Annotated in this window: 25 protein-coding genes; 21 read left to right on the top strand and 4 right to left on the bottom strand. The window is 58.7% G+C overall.

Annotation, left to right across the window (positions count from 1 at the left end; translation table 11 throughout):
* Window positions 1-363 precede the first annotated feature (363 nt).
* From ACR9ZQ_RS17440 to ACR9ZQ_RS17430, 3 genes are all read left to right on the top strand, one after another.
* Complete coding sequence (locus ACR9ZQ_RS17440; protein ID WP_481428408.1) at window positions 364-696, top strand: hypothetical protein; 333 nt, start codon at window positions 364-366, stop codon at window positions 694-696.
* A gap of 103 nt (window positions 697-799) precedes the next feature.
* Window positions 800-1,048 (top strand): acyl carrier protein, encoded by a 249-nt coding sequence (locus ACR9ZQ_RS17435; protein WP_481428407.1) that lies wholly within the window; start codon window positions 800-802, stop codon window positions 1,046-1,048.
* Window positions 1,045-1,191, top strand: a complete 147-nt coding sequence (locus tag ACR9ZQ_RS17430; protein WP_481428406.1) for a hypothetical protein — start codon at window positions 1,045-1,047, stop codon at window positions 1,189-1,191. Before ACR9ZQ_RS17435 ends, ACR9ZQ_RS17430 begins: the two co-directional genes overlap by 4 nt.
* 21 nt (window positions 1,192-1,212) lie before the next feature.
* Here ACR9ZQ_RS17430 and ACR9ZQ_RS17425 read toward each other — a convergent pair whose 3' ends face one another.
* A complete protein-coding gene (locus ACR9ZQ_RS17425; RefSeq protein WP_481428405.1) occupies window positions 1,213-1,500 on the bottom strand; it encodes a hypothetical protein in 288 nt (95 codons plus the stop codon).
* 104 nt (window positions 1,501-1,604) lie between these two features.
* Between ACR9ZQ_RS17425 and ACR9ZQ_RS17420 the strand changes: the two genes are divergently transcribed.
* The 4 genes from ACR9ZQ_RS17420 to ACR9ZQ_RS17405 are packed head-to-tail and all read left to right on the top strand — an operon-like array spanning window position 1,605 to window position 4,314.
* On the top strand, window positions 1,605-1,940 hold the full coding sequence (locus ACR9ZQ_RS17420; RefSeq protein WP_481428404.1) for a hypothetical protein: 336 nt from the start codon (window positions 1,605-1,607) through the stop codon (window positions 1,938-1,940).
* A gap of 54 nt (window positions 1,941-1,994) precedes the next feature.
* Window positions 1,995-2,867 (top strand): hypothetical protein, encoded by an 873-nt coding sequence (locus ACR9ZQ_RS17415; RefSeq protein ID WP_481428403.1) that lies wholly within the window; start codon window positions 1,995-1,997, stop codon window positions 2,865-2,867.
* Window positions 2,864-3,064, top strand: a complete 201-nt coding sequence (locus ACR9ZQ_RS17410) for a hypothetical protein (RefSeq protein ID WP_481428402.1) — start codon at window positions 2,864-2,866, stop codon at window positions 3,062-3,064. The genes ACR9ZQ_RS17415 and ACR9ZQ_RS17410 overlap by 4 nt, the downstream gene beginning before the upstream one ends.
* Window positions 3,061-4,314 (top strand): DNA-methyltransferase, encoded by a 1,254-nt coding sequence (locus ACR9ZQ_RS17405; RefSeq protein WP_481428401.1) that lies wholly within the window; start codon window positions 3,061-3,063, stop codon window positions 4,312-4,314. Before ACR9ZQ_RS17410 ends, ACR9ZQ_RS17405 begins: the two co-directional genes overlap by 4 nt.
* A gap of 23 nt (window positions 4,315-4,337) precedes the next feature.
* Here the strand turns inward: ACR9ZQ_RS17405 and ACR9ZQ_RS17400 are convergent, their stop codons facing one another.
* A complete protein-coding gene (locus ACR9ZQ_RS17400) occupies window positions 4,338-4,583 on the bottom strand; it encodes a DUF982 domain-containing protein (protein ID WP_113324066.1) in 246 nt (81 codons plus the stop codon).
* A gap of 113 nt (window positions 4,584-4,696) precedes the next feature.
* Here ACR9ZQ_RS17400 and ACR9ZQ_RS17395 point away from each other — a divergent pair, with 113 nt between their 5' ends.
* The 6 genes from ACR9ZQ_RS17395 to nusG are packed head-to-tail and all read left to right on the top strand — an operon-like array spanning window position 4,697 to window position 7,523.
* Complete coding sequence (locus tag ACR9ZQ_RS17395) at window positions 4,697-4,927, top strand: hypothetical protein (RefSeq protein WP_481428400.1); 231 nt, start codon at window positions 4,697-4,699, stop codon at window positions 4,925-4,927.
* Window positions 4,924-5,688 (top strand): YdaU family protein, encoded by a 765-nt coding sequence (locus ACR9ZQ_RS17390; protein ID WP_481428399.1) that lies wholly within the window; start codon window positions 4,924-4,926, stop codon window positions 5,686-5,688. The genes ACR9ZQ_RS17395 and ACR9ZQ_RS17390 overlap by 4 nt, the downstream gene beginning before the upstream one ends.
* Window positions 5,685-6,134 carry a helix-turn-helix domain-containing protein gene (locus ACR9ZQ_RS17385; protein ID WP_481428398.1) on the top strand — a complete coding sequence of 150 codons (450 nt, stop codon included), beginning with the start codon at window positions 5,685-5,687 and terminating at the stop codon, window positions 6,132-6,134. Before ACR9ZQ_RS17390 ends, ACR9ZQ_RS17385 begins: the two co-directional genes overlap by 4 nt.
* Window positions 6,131-6,589: a hypothetical protein gene (locus tag ACR9ZQ_RS17380; RefSeq protein WP_481428397.1), complete on the top strand. Its 459-nt coding sequence runs from the start codon at window positions 6,131-6,133 to the stop codon at window positions 6,587-6,589. The genes ACR9ZQ_RS17385 and ACR9ZQ_RS17380 overlap by 4 nt, the downstream gene beginning before the upstream one ends.
* Window positions 6,586-6,807 (top strand): peptide chain release factor family protein, encoded by a 222-nt coding sequence (locus tag ACR9ZQ_RS17375; protein WP_477820957.1) that lies wholly within the window; start codon window positions 6,586-6,588, stop codon window positions 6,805-6,807. The genes ACR9ZQ_RS17380 and ACR9ZQ_RS17375 overlap by 4 nt, the downstream gene beginning before the upstream one ends.
* A 29-nt stretch (window positions 6,808-6,836) precedes the next feature.
* On the top strand, window positions 6,837-7,523 hold the full coding sequence (gene nusG, locus ACR9ZQ_RS17370) for a transcription termination/antitermination protein NusG (protein WP_442206296.1): 687 nt from the start codon (window positions 6,837-6,839) through the stop codon (window positions 7,521-7,523).
* An 874-nt stretch (window positions 7,524-8,397) separates the two neighbouring features.
* Here nusG and ACR9ZQ_RS17365 read toward each other — a convergent pair.
* A complete protein-coding gene (locus ACR9ZQ_RS17365; RefSeq protein WP_481428396.1) occupies window positions 8,398-8,670 on the bottom strand; it encodes a hypothetical protein in 273 nt (90 codons plus the stop codon).
* 11 nt (window positions 8,671-8,681) lie between these two features.
* Between ACR9ZQ_RS17365 and ACR9ZQ_RS17360 the strand changes: the two genes are divergently transcribed.
* The 8 genes from ACR9ZQ_RS17360 (at window position 8,682) to ACR9ZQ_RS17325 (ending at window position 16,430) form a co-directional block, all read left to right on the top strand.
* A complete protein-coding gene (locus ACR9ZQ_RS17360; RefSeq protein ID WP_481428395.1) occupies window positions 8,682-9,293 on the top strand; it encodes a terminase small subunit in 612 nt (203 codons plus the stop codon).
* Window positions 9,260-10,711: a PBSX family phage terminase large subunit gene (locus ACR9ZQ_RS17355; RefSeq protein WP_481428394.1), complete on the top strand. Its 1,452-nt coding sequence runs from the start codon at window positions 9,260-9,262 to the stop codon at window positions 10,709-10,711. Before ACR9ZQ_RS17360 ends, ACR9ZQ_RS17355 begins: the two co-directional genes overlap by 34 nt.
* The gene (locus ACR9ZQ_RS17350; RefSeq protein ID WP_481428393.1) at window positions 10,708-12,102 is read left to right on the top strand and encodes an anti-CBASS protein Acb1 family protein; all 1,395 of its coding nucleotides are present in this window, start codon (window positions 10,708-10,710) and stop codon (window positions 12,100-12,102) included. Before ACR9ZQ_RS17355 ends, ACR9ZQ_RS17350 begins: the two co-directional genes overlap by 4 nt.
* Window positions 12,103-12,124: 22 nt before the next feature.
* On the top strand, window positions 12,125-13,252 hold the full coding sequence (locus ACR9ZQ_RS17345) for a hypothetical protein (RefSeq protein ID WP_481428392.1): 1,128 nt from the start codon (window positions 12,125-12,127) through the stop codon (window positions 13,250-13,252).
* Between the two features lies 1 nt (window position 13,253).
* On the top strand, window positions 13,254-13,700 hold the full coding sequence (locus tag ACR9ZQ_RS17340; protein ID WP_481428391.1) for a hypothetical protein: 447 nt from the start codon (window positions 13,254-13,256) through the stop codon (window positions 13,698-13,700).
* Between the two features lie 12 nt (window positions 13,701-13,712).
* Window positions 13,713-14,747 carry a major capsid protein gene (locus ACR9ZQ_RS17335; RefSeq protein ID WP_481428390.1) on the top strand — a complete coding sequence of 345 codons (1,035 nt, stop codon included), beginning with the start codon at window positions 13,713-13,715 and terminating at the stop codon, window positions 14,745-14,747.
* A gap of 63 nt (window positions 14,748-14,810) precedes the next feature.
* Window positions 14,811-15,167, top strand: a complete 357-nt coding sequence (locus tag ACR9ZQ_RS17330; protein ID WP_481428389.1) for a hypothetical protein — start codon at window positions 14,811-14,813, stop codon at window positions 15,165-15,167.
* Window positions 15,168-15,314: 147 nt separating this feature from the next.
* Window positions 15,315-16,430, top strand: a complete 1,116-nt coding sequence (locus ACR9ZQ_RS17325) for a hypothetical protein (protein ID WP_481428388.1) — start codon at window positions 15,315-15,317, stop codon at window positions 16,428-16,430.
* A gap of 1,167 nt (window positions 16,431-17,597) precedes the next feature.
* Here ACR9ZQ_RS17325 and ACR9ZQ_RS17320 read toward each other — a convergent pair.
* Window positions 17,598-17,741, bottom strand: a complete 144-nt coding sequence (locus ACR9ZQ_RS17320) for a hypothetical protein (protein ID WP_481428387.1) — start codon at window positions 17,739-17,741, stop codon at window positions 17,598-17,600.
* Between the last annotated feature and the right edge of the window lie 55 nt (window positions 17,742-17,796).

Here is a 17,796-nt window from a genome sequence, read left to right as displayed (position 1 = left end):
CCCCGGTATAGCCTCTCTGGGCCGGCCCGAGATTGAAAACAGATCGGACAAGGAGGCGCCAGAAGCTGGAGCCTCCGGCGGGATGCAGGACGAGATAGCGATCCATCCCGCCGACCCCATCGATCCAAGTGAGGATCGCGAAGAAGGCCACAGCCTCGACGGGAACGCCGACGCCAACGCAGGAGGCGGTCATGTAAACGCGCAGAGTGAAGCCGCACAGAGGGCGGGGGCTCTCGTCAAACCTGCTCCTGCCCACAAACCTCTTCGTCCACTGTGCCGGAACCCTGGCGAACACTGCGGCGGCTATGGAAGCACGCATTGCGCCTCCTGCATCCGTGCCTCCAAGCAGACTGAGGTGGCGGCATGAACTTCACCAACCAAAAACAGCAACCCGGCCCATCCCGCGCTGAACTGACGTCGATGATGATCGACTTCACGGCAAAGGGTGGCGAGGTCCGCACCTTCAAGCGCGGCCATAGCAGCGAATGGCTCTATCTGCGGGATCTGTTCAGGAGCTTCGGCTACGAGCTTAAGACGGACAAATCCTTCTACATCGTCAGGAAGATTGACGAGAACCGAAAGCCAAAGCGCCTCACCCGAGTGCAGGCGATCCGCGAGATCGATCGCGTTCTCGTCGCCCACGGCCATCAGCCATTTATGATTACCAAACATGAGTTTCCGGAGGGGCGCAAATGACGCCGATCCTCCCGCCATCCTCAATAGACGCGATTGCCCAGCGCGCGATTGAACGCGGCGTCGGGCTCGATCGAAAGCAAGTTTCAAGACCGGGGAAGAAATCATGATGACTGGTTCCGATTGGATCAAAAAGTGCCTCACCACCTATTTCACGGTCCCTGAGCACAAGATCACGGAAAGCGCGGGCCTTATCGACGACCTCGGCTTCGACAGCCTTGATGTCGTTGAACTGGTCATGCGCGTCGAGGACGACTTTGGCGAGATCAACGATGAGGAACTGGCAGCTGTCCTCACGGTCGGCGACCTCGTTCGCCTCATCAATGATCGCGAGCCACAGCAGGTGCCAGCATGAGCATCTTGGTTTTCGGCGCGATCTACCTCTTCGGCGTCTTCGCTCTCGCAAAGCACATCCACGAAAAGTCTCCTCTGGTCGATGAAAACGGCTTGCCGGTGGTTGTCCAATTCCGTCGTCGGCGGCCGGCAAACACGAACTGACGGTCTCACCCCCTCGGATCGTCACGACTGGTCTCGGTCTTCACCTCCCAAGGCGCCGGGACCAGTCACCCTTATGCGGATCCGCTTATTCGCCAGTCGCATGACGACGGCTTGAGTGGCGGAACCGAGACTTTCGAAATTCGCAGGTGGCGACGGCGGATCGCCACCTGCAGCAGAACCGACTGACGCGGCGGAAGTGTCGGCTCTGCGGAATGAAATGACGGTTGGCCCGAGCGGCGGACCAGACGACGGGACGGACGTCCCTGCCAGGATATCGGCCCCGTCGTCATCAATATCGGTCCTGCGCATTCGTGTGCTCCTTCGACAAGAGCAACTTTGCACAGGGCGAGAACCACATGTCGGAAAAGTCACCCGGAAATTCGGGGAAACTAAAACAGGGCGTGAGTAGGCAGATGGATGACGTAGCAACAGCGAATTTCTTGATCGCGGAGATCGGGGCGAGGCGCCACATCGGCGACATGTTCCGCTCCGCCTGCCGGGAATTGCGGGCGCGATTTCCCCACCGCGAAGACCCGGAAAATCAATGGACAGAACGCCGCCTGCGGGGGTGGTGGAACAACGAGAGCCGGACCGTGAAGCACTTCCAGATGGTGGAGCTCTACGAGACGGCAGAAGCACTAAGGAACGCGAGGGACGCCCATGCCGAATACAAAGCCAAGACCGAGCGTCTTCGTCAGATGGCTCAGCTTCGATCGGCGGCACGCTCTGGCGATGTGGCTTCGAGATAAGGCGGCCGGCCTTGCCGAGTGGGTTTGCCCGGAGCTGAAGGACGAGGGCGAGTGATGCAGCAGCTTTCCTTCTTCGATCTTTTGGCCCCGCCGCCGGTTGCCGCGGCACCGCTCGTCGGCACCAAGGTGAGACTTTCGGCTTGGGAGATCGAGCAGCGCGATAACCGTCTAGCCCGAGCTGCATATCGAGCGGGACTGCCAACGGATGACGCTGGCATCCTCAACCGCGCGTGGTTGGAGCTAACATCCTACGACGCAGCAGTGAGAGCCGCGGACTACGACGGCATGGTCGGTGCTGCCAACCGGCTGCGGGCCATTGGCGAACACGCGTTCGGCTTGACGAAAGCAGAAGACGAGCGGAGCGGCCCCCCGCGGGGCAATGAGCGTTTTGATTGCCTCCAATCGGCATGGACGTGGTTGTTCGATGCTATGGCGGCTGACGATGGCGCTATTCCGCTCTTCGGCCAGAAGGGACACCTCGAGCTTTCTGTCGCCGGATGCCGCGTCGATTTTGCCTACGCTGGTATCTTCGGGATCTGTGGCGGCGATGCCCGAGTGATCGAGTGGGACAAGCCATTCTTCTCCGAAACCGGTTTCCGCTCCTTTCAGGTCTGCCCGCATGACCATGTCATCGCTGCCAATGGTCTGGATTGCAAGGCATGGCTTGAGCGCGTCTGCCTCGGCCAGTTGACCGAGGGCGGCAAGAAGAAAGTCGCTCTGACGCGGGCTTGGCCGACGTATGCCCTGCAGTGGCGTCAGTCAAAGGAGTTCGCTCACAAATATGATCGCGCCGACGTCTGGGCTCAATGGGGACCGGAGAAACACGCGGAGCATTGGGCCAACCATGACGCTCGCCAAGCCGCAGCGCTTGAGCAGATGGCGGCAGACGGCATCGACCCAGACGAAGTTTGGAGGACGCGCCGATGACCGACCCTCAAGAGATGATTCAGTGGCTCGACCGCCGCATCGCCTCCGCGATGACCTGGCTCGACGACCACGGCAAGGGCTCAAAACGTCCTCGTCCTCAGCACGAGATCGAAACCAAGGAATACGACATCGCCAGGTTTGAAGAGATCAAGGCGGCGTACCTGAAGGCGATCGAGCGGAAAGGGCAGGCGGCATGATCGAGACCCGCTCTATCCTCGACGGACGCTGCACGATTCTCGTTGGCGATTGCATCGAAGCGATGCGCACCATGCCGGCGAATTCGGTCGATTGCGTTGTGACGTCTCCGCCCTATTGGGGGCTTCGCGATTATGATGTGTCCGGGCAGATAGGCCTTGAGCCGACGCTCGGTGAGCATCTTGAAAAGCTTGTCGAGGTGTTTCGCGAGGTCTGGCGCGTTCTGAAGCCGACCGGAACGCTTTGGCTGAACTACGGTGACTGCTACGCCACAAAACCGAATGGCAAGTCGGCAGAAGCCTATAAGGCTGACGGCAGTGACGACCGTACCTTCAGGGACAAGCCTTTTTCGACCGTCGGACCGATCCACCCATCGGCCGGGACTTCGATCAACCGTGGCAAGCGCACGAGTAACCGGGCGGGGCAGGGCGGACGTTGGGGAGGCGGCAACAACCCGGCTACCGGCTATCTGAAGCCGAAGGATCTCTGCATGATCCCCAACAGGCTCGCGATCGCCCTGCAGGATGATGGCTGGTACGTCCGTAGCGAGATCATCTGGCAGAAGCCGAACCCAATGCCGGAAAGCGTATACGATCGGCCCACGGTCTCACACGAAAAGATCTGGCTGCTGACGAAGGGCGAGGACTATTTCTACGCTCACGGGGAGATCAGAGAACCGACGACAGGCACCGCACATGCTCGCAAGCCCGGTCCAAACAGCCGGCAAAACGTTGACCGCGTTCCTCGATCGAGAAAGGGCAGCGCCGGTGTCGGCTGGGGACATCTCGACAAAATCAGCGCGGGTGAATCCGATCGAGGCCGAGACCGCATTGTCTCGAAGGTCGCGGATGAGAGCGATCCCTTCCGAAAGTCGAAGCCGAGCTTTGCAGCAGCTACGGGCGATCTGGTGGATACTCGCAGCGCACGGAATGTATGGACCATCGCTCCGAAGGCTTTCCGGGGGGCTCATTTCGCGACCTTTCCGCCGGCGCTCGCCGAGCGGTGCATCAGGGCCGGGACGCCGAAGACAATCTGCAGCTGCTGCGGCGCGCCTGACGGATGCGGTCCGATCTGCGAGATATTCGGGCGCGAGCCTGGCGTCGTCTTCGACCCCTTCGGCGGCGCTGGCACTGTCTCGCTCGTAGCCGAGCAGCTCGGCCTTCGCAGCATCATGATCGAACTCAATCCCGAGTACGCCGACATTGCCCAGCGCCGTGTCGATCCTCCTCGAGCAAATGAGGAGGCCGCATGATGTCAATGAATGCTCAAGGCCGATCAACGTCTGAGGATGCCGGCTTCCTCAGCCGCGCGAATGAAAGCGAGCTTTGCTTTTTCTCTGGCGACCTTCCCATCGATCGAGGCCAGACAGGCTCGCCGAGCAGCAGAAAAGGATTTGCCTCCTTTTGTGGGCCAAGAGGTCATCAGACACGCCATGGCATCCCGCGTGCTGCCGACGCTCCGGAAATGATCGGAGTTTTCGATCATCAATTCGATTGGCTTGTCCCACAGATCGTCGCTCATCTTTTCACCTCAGAGGTATTCACCGCGGAAGAAATTCGCAGCCGATCCACTCGTTCCGGCAATCGGACTGAGGTCCCTGGTGCATATGCGACTAAAGCCCGGGGGCTCGGCCTATGACCTTCCTCGAAGCCTACGCCCTTCACGGCCCAGACGTCGAAGCTATTGCCGAATCTGTTGGGATCACGCCGCCAGAAGCCGACCGCCTGATCAATGCGAAAATGGACCGGGAGTATTTCGGGCCTGAAAAGCTGCAGGTCGAAGCGCTAGAGAACCCCAAGCCGCGGCCCAAGATCCAGTTTGCGGGATACGACCCCACCGAAAAGCAATGGGTGGCGAAGTCATGAGCAACCGCGCCTGGATGCCTCTACACATAGGCGACTATCTCGCAGACACCGGCCACCTGACTGCGACCGAGCACGGCGCCTACCTGCTGCTGATCATGCACTACTGGCAGAACGGGTGCTTGCCTGAGAACGAACGCATCATCGCCCGCATCGCCAAGCTTTCACCAGAGCAGTGGGAAGAGAGCCGGGACATGCTCGCCATGCTCTTCGGCCCCGGCTGGACACACAAGCGCATCGATGCCGAGCTATCAAAGGCTGACGAGATCATCGAGAAGCGGCGTGCTGCCGCAAAGTCTCGTTATTCGAAGGGGAAAACCCAGACATCAGATGCAAATGCAATGCATGTGCAGAGCAAATGCAGTGATACGGGCGTGCCACCTTTTACCGATAACCAATCTTCCTCTCTTCGTTCGGAAGACGCGAGCGCGCCTGAGACCAATCTTCAATTCGAAGAATTTTGGGACGCTTACCCAAACAAGATCGGCAGGCCTTCGGCGGAGAAAGCCTTCTCTCAAGCCATCAAGCGCGCCAGCCTCGACGAGATCATGGTCGGTGTCCGAGCCTATGCGGCCAAGACCGACGACAGACAGTGGTGCTCACCGGTCAGGTGGCTTTCCGACGACCGCTGGAAGGACCAGCCGGCAAAGCCGCCCGACAAGCCGCCTCCAAAGCCGAACGGCATCGCTCACCTGCAAACCACGCAGACACGAGCCGAATACCTAGCCCAGGAGATCGAGCGATCGAACAGGAGTTTCAGATGATCGTCGCAGCCAGACAGTTCACCAGCGCAGCCGAGATGCGAGCCCACTATGCCGCGGTGCATCAGCGCTGCTTCAACCCGGTAGTCGTACAGCCGGAGCCCGTCGTCATTGAAGCGGCTGGCAGGTTCGTGACCAAGAAGGTTCCTCTGTGGCTGGTGAAGGACATCCATTTCGATGCTCACCTCGTCGAGTGGCGGGACCGCGCCGGAAACCGGCCGCTCGCCTACCTCAAGGACCGGTGCAGAGAGCTTGATGTTCTCTACCGCGACATGATCGGACCTGACAGGCGCAGGCCGACCGTCCAGGTGAGGCAGCAATTGATCTGGGAGCTGCACCACAAGTTCGGCATGAGCTTCCCGGCTCTCGGTCGCCTGTTCGGAGGCCGTGACCATACGACGATGCTGCATTCTGTCCGCAGGGTCGAAGCGAAGCGAGGTGAGGCATGACCCGCTTCGCCCGTATCGACCTCGACTGCGTTGCCCCGCTTTACCCTTCCGACAAGGTTGCCGGCCGGGTGGCTGCCCGCGGCGAGCACTTCGAGTTCACACCGAACGATGCTCACCATTCAGACCTTCCAATACAGCTTCGGGCGGCAACCCCGAGGGAGTTGAAAGACCCAAGCTACCGAGACCTGACCGGCGTCAAGGTCGGTCGGCTGTCCGTTCTTGGCCTGGCTGCGTTCTCGACACAGGAAAATCGGCGGTGGGTCGTTCGCTGCGTCTGCGGCTCCTATGAGGTCAAGAAGTCGAAATACATCAGGAAGTGCGTGTCTGGCGAGATCGGCGAGACACATGAGGCGATGTGCCTGTGGTGCCTGAAATCGCGAAAGCTGCAGCTCGGCTACCACGACAAGGAGAAGGCCGCGGCGGCAGCGCAGGCGATCATGGAGGCGGCGCGGTGAGCGATATCCCCTCCGAGGATATCAAGATCGAGGTCTACCCCATCCCCGGCATCCACCATCGTGGCGGGCAGCACGTCGGAACATGCCCAGGCGTCCGCATCACGCATCTGCCGAGCGGTATTCACGCCTACGTCGATATCGGCAGATCCCAGCACATCAACAAGATGATCGCCATGGATATGATCCTCTCGGCGATCACCCACCCGAAATTTCGATAACGAGCGGCGGCTCACGAGAGGAAATGAAAATGGCGGCGATTAAACTGACAGAGCAAGACCTCCGAGATTTTAGCGATATCGTCGCGCAAAGGCGAAAGAAGCTCGCCGGCCGCGACTGGTACGCAATCCGAGCGGCCCCCGGCACGCAACGCATGGCCCGTCATATCGATGACGCTCCGATCCATCGCGTCGGCGAAAGCATCATCGAGCGCAATCTTCGCAATGAGGGCATCAGCGTCTATATGCCGGCCTACTGGTACGAAGGCATTCACCACCGCAACCGCAAGATCATCCAGCGCCGTCTACCGCTGCTGGTCGGCTATGCCTTCGTGAATCTCGAAAACATGAACTTCGAGAAAGTGCGCGACGTCGATGGCGTCGTCTGCTTCCTACGTTCGGAGTTCGGGCCGATCCGGTTCAGCGGAGACGATCTTGCCGTCATCGCAGCCGAGGAGCTGACGCGTCGACAGGAGTTCCGACGCGAACGGATCACCCGCATTCAGAAGGAGACCGCCAGCCAGGCGATGCAGCTCCGGGGCAATCTCCGCAAGATCCTGCCCAAGGGCAGGGGCAATCGCATCAACCTCAAAGATCAAGCTCTTCTCACCATCAAGGACATGAAACCTGAGATGCAGAGCAAAGTCATGGGGATGTTGCTGCAATTGGAGGCGTTGGAAGCCTACGAGGGCCTTGAAACCGTAGATCGTGTTGCGTAATATCCAGCCGAAGGTGATTTGGGCTGTTCTGATCGCGGACCTCTCTAAGAGGGAATACTCGCCGGGCCCCGGATTGGTTATCACCGCCAATCGCTCAAAAAGAATGCTGCCGTAAATTCAAAGATCGGACAGCCTAGGCTCTTGTTATTGTCGTGGGCACACTCCGGCCTTTTCGCCGACGAGATTCATTAGCGTCGCCTGGGTTGTTATGAGGCTTGGGTCGTTGGGGTTACACTGAGCGGAAAGTGAAATATAAGCTTGTAGTTCCATGATGCCATTGCTAATTGCCACGCATTTTACAACATCGTCTATTCCAGAGTAGTAGTTGTCCATATACGCGCTAGAACGCTGAAGATGATTGCTCATTTCTGGATAATCACAGCTCTGAGAATGAGCGACGGAACATTGGGCCAACAGTAACGCCAAAAGCACCATGGGGCGGTTCATCTGCAACCTGCGCTTTCTTTGCAAAAGCCGTAAGCGGTGCTGACGTTATCATTGCAATTCGGCATATAACCCTTCAACCCGACGGTAGGTGAGACGGGATTCTTTTCGCAATTAGCGTACCCTTTCCAAGCTGCCCTTTGACATTCGCTGGCGGCTGTTTGATCGCAGCTCTTGTTCTGTACTGGGGGCCCACCTCCGGCCTCATGTCGACTTCCACTCCCACCACTTTCACGAGTTGCGTCGGTGGCGAACGAGGAAAGGGGGGCCAGCGCGGCGAACAGAAGCATCAATGCGGTAAATCGGCGCATGTAGAGCCTCCTCTAGAATGCACGTATTATTAGCATAGTAAAATAATTCGCGCCACCTAGCAAAGCTACTCTTCTTGAGTGAGCCCCGTTTGGTCGCGATCTCCAGCGTGCGCTTTAGGTCAATTACCCTGAAAATATCTGATGGCATCGAAGACTGCCATAGAAACAGTCCCTAGGGCTACCGCAGTTGCCAGGATGCGTTCCACCCACCCGAGGCGGCTGACAGTCTGGATCTTCTTGCCATCCCAATACAGCCCACCGGCTCCGTCCGCCCCAAGGAGGATCATCCCGTTCCAACTGATCGGGCGAACATTCCGTGGCCAGTCTTCAGGGGTTTCTACGTCAGCGAACGGCTGTTTTCGTGAGGCATCCCAATCTATTTTTTGGTTCATAAGGCTCCCCCATGCCAGTCCTGAAAAATCCCCGGCATGAGAAGTTCGCCCAGGCACTCGCCAAAGGCAATACAGCAGATGACGCATATGCAGCCGCAGGCTTCAAACCTGACCGCGGAAATGCTTCCCGCCTACAGCATAAAGACAACATCGTACAACGTGTGTCCGAGCTTTTAGAGTGGGAGCAGACGGTAGAGCGCAAGGCCACCGAAAAGGCCATCGAAAAGCTCGCCATCACCAAAGAGCGCGTTCTGGAAGAGCTGGCCAAGATCGGCTTCTCCGACATCCGCAAGGCCATCAAGTGGCAGGGCACGCTGGTCACTGAAGAGGATAACCCGGAAGGCGGCGATGTCCTCGTGATCAAGAACGTTGTCACCAATAACGTCCAGCTTGTTTCGAGCGACGAGATTGATGACGACACCGCCGCAGCTATCGCCGAGATCAGCCAGAACTCGACCGGCGGCATAAAGCTCAAGCTCCACGACAAGAAGGGTGCGCTGGTCGACATCGGCAAGCACCTCGGCATGTTCGTTGAGCGCCACGAGCACACCGGCAAGGACGGCGCACCGATACAGACCGAGACGAGAACATGGCGGGAAGTGCTGCGCAGCGAAAAGAGCTAGACGCCACCACCCACCTTACCAACCCGGCCCTTCACGATTTTTGGGAGCAGGTTTTCCTCGGGCAGGCTGACATCGCGGTCCTCCACGGCGGCCGTTCAAGCTCAAAGACCAGAGACACGGCTTGCCAGTTGGTGCGCCTTGTCGACCACGTCGGCGTCAGGATGCGCGTTCTCTGCATCCGCCGCTTCCAGAACCGCATTCAGGATTCGGTCTATACCGAGCTGAAGTGGGCGATTGCTCATCTCGGCCTTGAGGCCGCCTACGTCGTTCAGAAGACGACGATCATCCACCGCCGGACCGGCGCTGAGTTCATCTTCTATGGGATCGAGCGCAACCTTGAAGACATCAAGGGCACGTCCGATGTCGATATCCTCTGGGTCGAGGAAGCCGAGAAGCTGACAGAGGATCAGTGGACGGTCATCGGCCCGACGATCCGCAAGGAAGACAGCCTGGCGATCCTGCTCTTCAATCCGAAGCTGGTCACCGACTACGTCTGGAAGAACTTCGTCGTCAACGTGCCGCCGCACTGCATCGTGCGGAAGATCAACTATACCGAAAACCCGTTCCTGTCGGCCAAGGCATTGCGCGACATCGCAGCGATGCAGGAGCGAAATCCGGAGCTGTTCGAGCACATCTACGGTGGCGTTCCTCTCGGCGATAGCGAGCTGTCGATCTTCAAGCGCAAATGGCTTGAGGCCTGCATCGACGCTCACAAGGTGCTCAAGCTCTCGCTAACAGGCCGGAACATTATCGGCTTCGACCCGGCAGACGACGGCGAGGATAAAAGCGCGACGGCCGACAAGATCGGCGGCATCTTCATGGATGCTGAAGACTGGTCATCCGGCAAGGACGAGCTCGTCCAGAATGCCAAGCGCGTTTGGGCCAAGGCAAAGAACACCGACGCTACGGTGTCTTATGACACGATTGGCGTCGGTGCTTTCGTCGGCGGCTACATCGACGAGCAGAACGAGGTGCACAAGGCCAGCGTTGAGCACTATGCCTTCCACGCTGGCGGCGGGGTGATGGACGGCGATAAGCCGAGCGACCCGCTAAACAGCAATAGTCCTCTCAACAAGGACGAATATTTGAACCTGAAGGCGCAGGCATGGGCGAACACGGCCCGCCGCGCCATGCTCACCTTCAACGCAGTAACGCGAGGGCAGTCGATCAAGCCTGAGGACGTGCTCTCGTTCTCGTCCGAGATGGGCGCCAAGAAGCTGGACGCACTCTTCACCGAGCTTTGCGTCCCGTGGTGGGTCGAGACTGAGGGCAAGAAGCGCGTCGTGCCGAAACTGAAGCTGAAGAAGGATTTGGGCGTGAAATCGCACAACCTGGCTGATGCTGTGATCGCCGCCGACAACGTCAACATTGCCGTCGGTCCGACCGTCGCGATGTTCCTGAGGAATAAGAACCGATGAACCAAGTTGTACGGCTGGCAAACTATGCCCAGCGCCGCATCGGCAGCATGTTCCCGGCCTTCTTCCCCGGCGCGAACGTCAAGCACGACTATTACAGGGACTTCGGCTGGCCGGACACGCTGAGCTTCGACCAGCTCTACAAGATGTACCTGCGCAACGGCGTGGCGGCGGCCGGCGTCGACAAGACGGCGCTTAAGACCTGGCAGGACACGCCGTTCCTTTTGGAGAAAGAACGCGACGGCTCCGAAACAGGGCCACAGCAGGAAACGCCCCTCGAAAAGGACATCCGCAAGAAGTTCGCCGCGCTGCGCCTTTGGGCCAAGCTTGCCGATGCTGATCGCATGGCGATGGTGGGCGGATATTCTGGCGTCATCCTTCGCCTGAGGGATGGCAGGGAGTTCGACCAGCCTGTTGATAGGGTGCCTGGCAATCTCGACGGCCTCTATAAGGTCGACCCCGTCTGGAAAGGCCAGTTGGCGGTCGCCGAATATGATGCCGATCCTCGGTCGGAAACCTATGGCGAGCCGACGATGTATCAGTTCACCGAATCCGCACTGGACGGTGACAAAAGGCAGAACCGGCAGCTGCGCATCCATCCCGATCGCATCCTGATCTGGTCTGACGACGGCTCGATCTATGGCCGATCTATCCTTGAACCGGGCTTCAACGACCTCATCGACATGGACAAGGTCAAGGGCGCGGGCGGTGAGGGGTTCTGGAAGAATGCCAAGTCGGCGCCGGTGCTTGAAGTCGACAAGGAAGCGAAGATTACCGAGATGGCGAAGGCCATGGGTGTCACGGTCGAAGAGCTTGCCGACAAGATGAACGACCAGGTGGCCGACTGGAATGCTGGCTTCGACCAGCTTCTGATGCTCATGGGAATGGAAGCGAAAACCCTTCCGGTAAATCTCCCGTCGCCCGAGCATTTCTATGGGGTGGCGCTGAACTCTTTCGCGGCCTCTATCAATATGCCGGTGAAGATCCTCGTCGGCATGCAGACCGGCGAGCGCGCCAGCCAGGAAGACGCAGACGAGTGGGCGCAGACCTGCATGTCGCGTCGGACGAACATCACGCATCCAAACATCATGGAGCTCGTCACCCGCCTGCAGCGCTTTGGCATCCTGCCGGAGAAGGATTGGTTCATCGACCAGGCCGACCTCACCGAGGCGTCGATGGGCGAGAAGATCGATCGAGCCGACAAGATGGCCGGCATCAATCAGAAGATGAAGGACGGCGGCGAGATCGTCTTTACCCCCGATGAAATTCGAGATGTCATCGGCAAGGAACCGCTTTCCGAGGGCGAAAAGTACCGGGACGCATTGGCCCCAAATGACGAGCCGGCAGACCCCAGGGATGACGCCGACGACATGGCCGCCCTCAACCACCAGTAGCCCAGAAGATCAGGAACAAACCATGCCCCAGGTGCGTGTGAACGTCAGGTCACTGGCGAACGTGAAGGCTGTCCGCAAGGAAAAGCGAAATGGCCGCGATGTCGTGATCGTGCCGTCGGCAACCCTGCCGGACGACATCATCATGAACGGGATCAAGTACCCGTCCGAAGAGATCGAGAAGAGCTATCTGACGCTCAACCGGTCGCCGGCACCGCTCGGTCATCCGCTCGTCAACGGCAAGTTCATTTCCGCCCGTGATCCGGAAGGCGTCAACATCGGCCATATCGGGGCGTGGAACGAGAACGTGCGCCGCGAAGGCGGCCGCGTGCTGCTGGACAAAGTGATCGACGTCGAGGTCGCCAACCGTACGGAAGGCGGCAAGGCTGTCCTCGCTGCGATCGAGGCCGGTGGCCCGGTGCACACGTCCACGGGGCTGCTCGCCACCATGGAAGCCGTCAACGCTGCCGATCACAAGCGCATCGCTCGAAACATGGTGTTCGATCATGACGCGATCCTCATCGGCGAGGAGGGCGCTGCCACCCCCGAGCAGGGCGTCGGCATGCTCGTCAACGCCAAGGGCGAGATGGAAGACATAGAGGTCGTCAACTCCGCTCTGACGGATGCTGCCGATCAGGAAATCGACTGGGCGGGAACACGCCTCGTTGAAGCTCTCATGCGCCGGAAGAATGTCGGCCTGTGGGAGAAGACCAAGACCGCAATGATGGAAGCCTTGGGCTTCAACGAGCGGGAATCCTCAAACAATCGAAAGGAAGACGACATGCCTGTCTCTGACGAGCAGTTCAAGGCGCTTTCCGATGAGGTGAAGACCCTCTCGGAAAACCTCAAGCCGGAGGCTCTTGCCGCAGCAATCACCAACGCTGTGACCGCTGCTGTTAAGCCGATCACGGACGCCCACAACACCATGGTTGCCAACCAGAAGGCCAAGGACGACGCCGAGCACGCCGAGCTCGTCACCAAGGTCGTCAACGCCAAGCTTCTCGATGAAGCCACGGCGAAGGCAACCCCGCTGGCCACGCTGCGCGCCCTGGCTCCGAAGACCGAAACGCAGCGCGCCGTCGGCCTCAACTCTGCCTTCAATGGCGGCGGCGAGAAGTCCGAAGGCTTCAAGCTTCCGAAGGGAGACAAGTAACATGGCCCGCTACAACAAGATCTATGGCGGCCCGGTCGAGGAAGTTAAGCCGCAGGTGCATGAAGCAATCTGCGACACGTCTGTCCTTCCCGGCACGGCTGTCGTCCGCACTGCCGGCAAGTTCGTCGCGGCTGTCGCTGCCAGCAAGGGCCGCATGTTCGTGGTGCAGGATAACTACCTGGCCATGAAGGGCGTCGATGACGCATGGCTGGCCGGGGACCGCATCATCGGCATGGAACTGCTCGACGAGCAGCTCTTCCGCGTCCGGGTTCCGACCGGCAACAACATTGCTCAGGACGCGGCGCTGACGATCAACGCCAACGGCAAATTCGTGCCTGCTGCGTCCGGCAACTTCGTCGTGGCCTTCGCGAACGAGGCCTACAACAACACCTCTGGTGCCGACCAGCTTGTCAGCGTCCGCGCTGCCAAGGGCTACCACTTCGCATAAGGAGAAACCGACATGCGTTACTTCGACGAGCAGCTTGTCGCGAACTCCGCGGCGCATGCGCAGTGGTGGGGAGAAGTCTCCGCCGAGCGCCAGCACTTCCACAATGTGGAAGGGCACTTTGCGGAACTGCAGAACGCTGCAGCGGTCCTGCCGCGTGATGCGTGGTTTGACCTCGACGAGACGACCCGCCGCGTCATGCGCGCGGATGAAGGTCAGGTCTGGATGGCGGATCTGATGCCGCTGGCCCGCACGGTCAACATCGGCAAGATCGTGGCGCTTAACCGCGTCTCCGGTGATGCCGGCGCGGTTGTCCGGTCGATCTCCGGTCAGGTTCCGGTCGGCCTCGATAAGGTCGCCTATGACTACCGGGGAACGCCCGTGCCGATCTTCTCGTCCGGCTATGGCCGCGAGTGGCGCGAGTGGAATACCCTGCAGTCCGAGAACTTCGATGCTCTCTCCGATGACCAGGAGGCCATCACGGCGAAGATCCGCCGCGACAACGCCCTCTATGTTCTGAACGGCGATTCCACCATCGTCTTCCAGGGTTACACGGGCTACGGCATCAAGACCTCGCCCTACTCGAAGTCGATCAACATCGGCCCGTCCGGTAACAACATCGACCTCACCACGGCCACCTGGGCGCAGCTCGATGCGTTCTTCAATGGCCCGTTCGGCGCCATGCTCGACGCCAACTACATCGTCGGCAAGGTCAACCTGTATGTCTCCCCGGAGATCATGCGGAACCTCGACCAGCAGATCAACCCGTCTGCCGGCTCGACGCTGGGCACCCGCCTCAATGAGCTGCTGAAGAACCGCCGCATCGCCAAGATCGCGGTCTCCTTCGAGCTGACGGGCAACCAGTTCTTCGGATTCGTGCCGTCGGCTGAGTACATCCGCCCGCTGGTTGGCATGGCCACCAATACGACCGCGATGCCCCGCAACACGCCGACGGCGAACTATCAGTTCCTCGTCATGAACGCGCTGGGCATCGAAATCCGCGCCGACATCAACGGCCGGTCCGGCGTCTTCTACAGCGTCAGCACCTGATGAACTTCCTCGCCTTCGGGCGGGGCCTTCCCCTCATCACGCAATGGCCGAAGGAGGCCCACTATGCGCATCAAGATCATCGCGCCGTTCAAGGGCGCAACCTCGTCCGGCCTCTATGGGGCTCCGAGCAAGGAAAACCCCAGCGGAGAAATCCCGATCGGTACCGAGATCGACGTCGAGAAGGAGCCGACCGACTGGGTTGGCCGCTATGAAGTCGTTTCGGGTTCGACCGACGGCAAGGAGCCGATCACCAACGACTCCGCCTACAAGGTCGAGGCCAAGGGTGGCGGCTACTACGTCGTCACCAAGGACGGCGAGCCCGTAACCAAGGGCCTTCGCAAGGACGATCTCGACGGCTTCGACACCCTGTCCGAAGAGGACAGAGCAGCCTTCGTCGAGCTTCACAAGAAAGAAGCCTAACCCTTCCACCCTCCCGAAAAACCCAGAGCAGCCAAGGAGATACCGATGGCTCTTTCAACGAACCTTGTCGCTGCTCTGGTTGGGGCTGGCATCATCGCATCCGGTGGCGGTGTGGCAAGGACGGCTGGCATCGCCGGAAGCCGTTTCATGCTTGCGACGGGATCGCAGGCTTATTCTGCGCCCTATACGTCGCGGAGGGTACACTTCGCGCCCACCGCCGGGAAAATCACCAATCTCAAATGCGTGGAAATCGACTGGTTCATCCAGGTAACAGGCGGTCCTGCAGCAGGAAGTGCCCGCAGCCTGAAGAAGTTCATCGAATATCCGAACGGCATTTTTCATCCGGTCATATGGAGTGGCGCGGCGCAATTGGATCTGCCTGGAACGATTACCAAGGCAGTGTCTGATGTCGTCATTTCGTCGGTGACGGGCCTGCCGCTGGAGATCGCGGCCGGCGATGCATATTACGAGCGCACGGTGAACCTGACCAGCATTTCCGCCATGCCGACAATGGTTCTGCCAGCTGCCGCCAACGTGCTTGGCGTCTCCGATGGCAACTCCGCGTCTGATGCAGGGAATACTGGAACGATCAGCCCGACGACCGGCACGCGTACATTCGGCAGCGTCGTGATTGTCTGCGATATCCTCGCGGCGAACGCCCGCTCTGCCGTAATCACAGGCGACAGTCTCATATTTGGTCAGGGGGACGTCACCAACGTCGGAGCAAATCAAAGCTCTGGCTGGTGGGAACGGCTCATGAGTGCCGCCGGCATTCCTACCCTCAAGCTTGCCATGCCAGGGATTTCTACGAGCGGGATTATTTCCTGCGCAACGGCAATAGCAGATCTATTGTCAGTCGTCCCTTATACCGAGGGATGGAACGAAACCGGTGTGAACGACCTCACTGGCGGCAGCGCTCCTGCAACCATCTTGGCCAACTATCAGACCATCTACAATCTGTTCGGCACGAAGCCGATCACGCAAGTCACTCTCAATACCAGGACGACCAGTGCGAGTGGCAATTTTGATTCAGTCGCGGATCAGACGCCGGTTTCCACCAACAACTTCTCGACCAACCTGTTGACAATGAATGCCGCTATCAGGGCAGGCTTGGCAAAGGTCACCAGGGTTGTTGAGCAGGCCGATGCGGAAATGTCTGCAAGGGATAGTAATATTCATGGTGGCCCGTTCCCGCCTGTGCTCGACGGAACGCACTACACATCCGCGAAGGCAGCCGACATCGCGTCGAAGCTCGTGGCGTAATATTCGACTAAGATCCCCACCGGCCCATCATCATCTGCCCTCAATCTTTCTGGTTGCACTGGTCGCGACGTAACGTTAGGGGAGTTCATCGCTCTTCCCACAAGAGCGAACGGGGAGTGCGGTCATCTGCGCACTCTTTTGACAGCACTCCCCACCGGCTCCCGCGTATCGGGTGAAGAAAATGGGGCGGCTTCATTTTGTGTGACCGTGGTTATGCAAACGCGGAGACATAATATGCTAAAGCACTACTTTAGCGAAATATGCTTGTTGGGCGCCAATGCGAATGCGGTGGATGATACTAGTGACCCTAACGAGCCTGTTGATGTGGGCCGGTCTGGTTGAGTTAGCCTCCGTGCTTCTTCAAGCCACGGTGCGTCAGAGCCCGGAAGTTGCACAAATGGAGTGCGGACTTTACGGGAACTTCATCTGACGCCCACCCCCCATCACCGATAGAGGGGGCTACCCCTTATTTTTGGTCGAGGCGCGCCACGCTTTGAAGTCATTCATGACAAGCCTCCAACCCGCGTGCAAAGTGCGGATAAGGAGGATGGAGGGAAATCGTCGGATTAGGAAGTCGTCAAGGGACTGCTTGTCACCTTTTGCCAGGAAGTTCTCATGTTTTTGATCTGGTGCCGGCAAGTCACTTGGTCCTATCTTGACGGGCGCATAGTACCCTTCCACGCCTACCGAGTCACCACCGCCCAATCATCATCTGCCACTGAGGATTTCGGGAATTACGAATTTTCGATTGCATAGATGAATAGAGCGGTCCACGCCGAACCAACTACAAACAACACTGACCAGAGCCACATTGCTTCTTTTGTGACGCGCTCGTTTTTTCTCAGGACGTGCATTAAGAATGACAATATAAGTAGAAGGTAGGCTTGCGGGGAGAGAACTGTCATGAGGAATAACGGGCCATGCAATTGCGCTATGTCGGAAACCTCTTCATAAAAATTGTCGTATGATATCGGTATTCTTGCCAAAATGTAGAGAGACACGAAATATATTATAGATATAATTAACAACGATTTTCTTATAAAATGAATTTTACTCAAGGCCATATCTCGCTGGACAGCTTTATTGCACTGTGTGCTTAATCTATAGGTGTACCCGAAGTTGCAGTCCGAAGCTGCTCCCCCACCGCCCAATCATCAAAGGATGGTGTCAGTCATCGGTGTTCGCCTCGTTGGCAATCATATCCATGAAGTCATCGCTGTCCATCACAGTGTGAACGACGCCGTTCGGATGGATGAAAATTACCAGCCAGCGCCGGCGGTCGATCTGCACAACGAAATGAATCCAGTTCATAGCTTTACCTCCTGTTTGTCAGGAGAACATCACGACGCCGGCAGAAGGGCTAACC

It is taken from the genome of Rhizobium sp. KNZ14-9A, from assembly GCF_056755015.1.
The sequence above is the reverse complement of the archived record's forward strand: the minus strand, read 5'-3'. Positions and strand labels throughout refer to the sequence as shown.

What these genes read in the sequence shown, in the direction of transcription:
- ACR9ZQ_RS17440 (WP_481428408.1), top strand. Translation starts at nt 364, where the DNA reads ATGAACTTCACCAACCAAAAACAGCAACCCGGCCCATCCCGCGCTGAA.
- ACR9ZQ_RS17435 (WP_481428407.1), top strand. Translation starts at nt 800, where the DNA reads ATGATGACTGGTTCCGATTGGATCAAAAAGTGCCTCACCACCTATTTC.
- ACR9ZQ_RS17430 (WP_481428406.1), top strand. Translation starts at nt 1,045, where the DNA reads ATGAGCATCTTGGTTTTCGGCGCGATCTACCTCTTCGGCGTCTTCGCT.
- ACR9ZQ_RS17425 (WP_481428405.1), bottom strand. Translation starts at nt 1,500, where the DNA reads ATGCGCAGGACCGATATTGATGACGACGGGGCCGATATCCTGGCAGGG.
- ACR9ZQ_RS17420 (WP_481428404.1), top strand. Translation starts at nt 1,605, where the DNA reads ATGGATGACGTAGCAACAGCGAATTTCTTGATCGCGGAGATCGGGGCG.
- ACR9ZQ_RS17415 (WP_481428403.1), top strand. Translation starts at nt 1,995, where the DNA reads ATGCAGCAGCTTTCCTTCTTCGATCTTTTGGCCCCGCCGCCGGTTGCC.
- ACR9ZQ_RS17410 (WP_481428402.1), top strand. Translation starts at nt 2,864, where the DNA reads ATGACCGACCCTCAAGAGATGATTCAGTGGCTCGACCGCCGCATCGCC.
- ACR9ZQ_RS17405 (WP_481428401.1), top strand. Translation starts at nt 3,061, where the DNA reads ATGATCGAGACCCGCTCTATCCTCGACGGACGCTGCACGATTCTCGTT.
- ACR9ZQ_RS17400 (WP_113324066.1), bottom strand. Translation starts at nt 4,583, where the DNA reads ATGAGCGACGATCTGTGGGACAAGCCAATCGAATTGATGATCGAAAAC.
- ACR9ZQ_RS17395 (WP_481428400.1), top strand. Translation starts at nt 4,697, where the DNA reads ATGACCTTCCTCGAAGCCTACGCCCTTCACGGCCCAGACGTCGAAGCT.
- ACR9ZQ_RS17390 (WP_481428399.1), top strand. Translation starts at nt 4,924, where the DNA reads ATGAGCAACCGCGCCTGGATGCCTCTACACATAGGCGACTATCTCGCA.
- ACR9ZQ_RS17385 (WP_481428398.1), top strand. Translation starts at nt 5,685, where the DNA reads ATGATCGTCGCAGCCAGACAGTTCACCAGCGCAGCCGAGATGCGAGCC.
- ACR9ZQ_RS17380 (WP_481428397.1), top strand. Translation starts at nt 6,131, where the DNA reads ATGACCCGCTTCGCCCGTATCGACCTCGACTGCGTTGCCCCGCTTTAC.
- nusG (WP_442206296.1), top strand. Translation starts at nt 6,837, where the DNA reads ATGGCGGCGATTAAACTGACAGAGCAAGACCTCCGAGATTTTAGCGAT.
- ACR9ZQ_RS17365 (WP_481428396.1), bottom strand. Translation starts at nt 8,670, where the DNA reads ATGAACCAAAAAATAGATTGGGATGCCTCACGAAAACAGCCGTTCGCT.
- ACR9ZQ_RS17360 (WP_481428395.1), top strand. Translation starts at nt 8,682, where the DNA reads ATGCCAGTCCTGAAAAATCCCCGGCATGAGAAGTTCGCCCAGGCACTC.
- ACR9ZQ_RS17355 (WP_481428394.1), top strand. Translation starts at nt 9,260, where the DNA reads ATGGCGGGAAGTGCTGCGCAGCGAAAAGAGCTAGACGCCACCACCCAC.
- ACR9ZQ_RS17350 (WP_481428393.1), top strand. Translation starts at nt 10,708, where the DNA reads ATGAACCAAGTTGTACGGCTGGCAAACTATGCCCAGCGCCGCATCGGC.
- ACR9ZQ_RS17345 (WP_481428392.1), top strand. Translation starts at nt 12,125, where the DNA reads ATGCCCCAGGTGCGTGTGAACGTCAGGTCACTGGCGAACGTGAAGGCT.
- ACR9ZQ_RS17340 (WP_481428391.1), top strand. Translation starts at nt 13,254, where the DNA reads ATGGCCCGCTACAACAAGATCTATGGCGGCCCGGTCGAGGAAGTTAAG.
- ACR9ZQ_RS17335 (WP_481428390.1), top strand. Translation starts at nt 13,713, where the DNA reads ATGCGTTACTTCGACGAGCAGCTTGTCGCGAACTCCGCGGCGCATGCG.
- ACR9ZQ_RS17330 (WP_481428389.1), top strand. Translation starts at nt 14,811, where the DNA reads ATGCGCATCAAGATCATCGCGCCGTTCAAGGGCGCAACCTCGTCCGGC.
- ACR9ZQ_RS17325 (WP_481428388.1), top strand. Translation starts at nt 15,315, where the DNA reads ATGCTTGCGACGGGATCGCAGGCTTATTCTGCGCCCTATACGTCGCGG.
- ACR9ZQ_RS17320 (WP_481428387.1), bottom strand. Translation starts at nt 17,741, where the DNA reads ATGAACTGGATTCATTTCGTTGTGCAGATCGACCGCCGGCGCTGGCTG.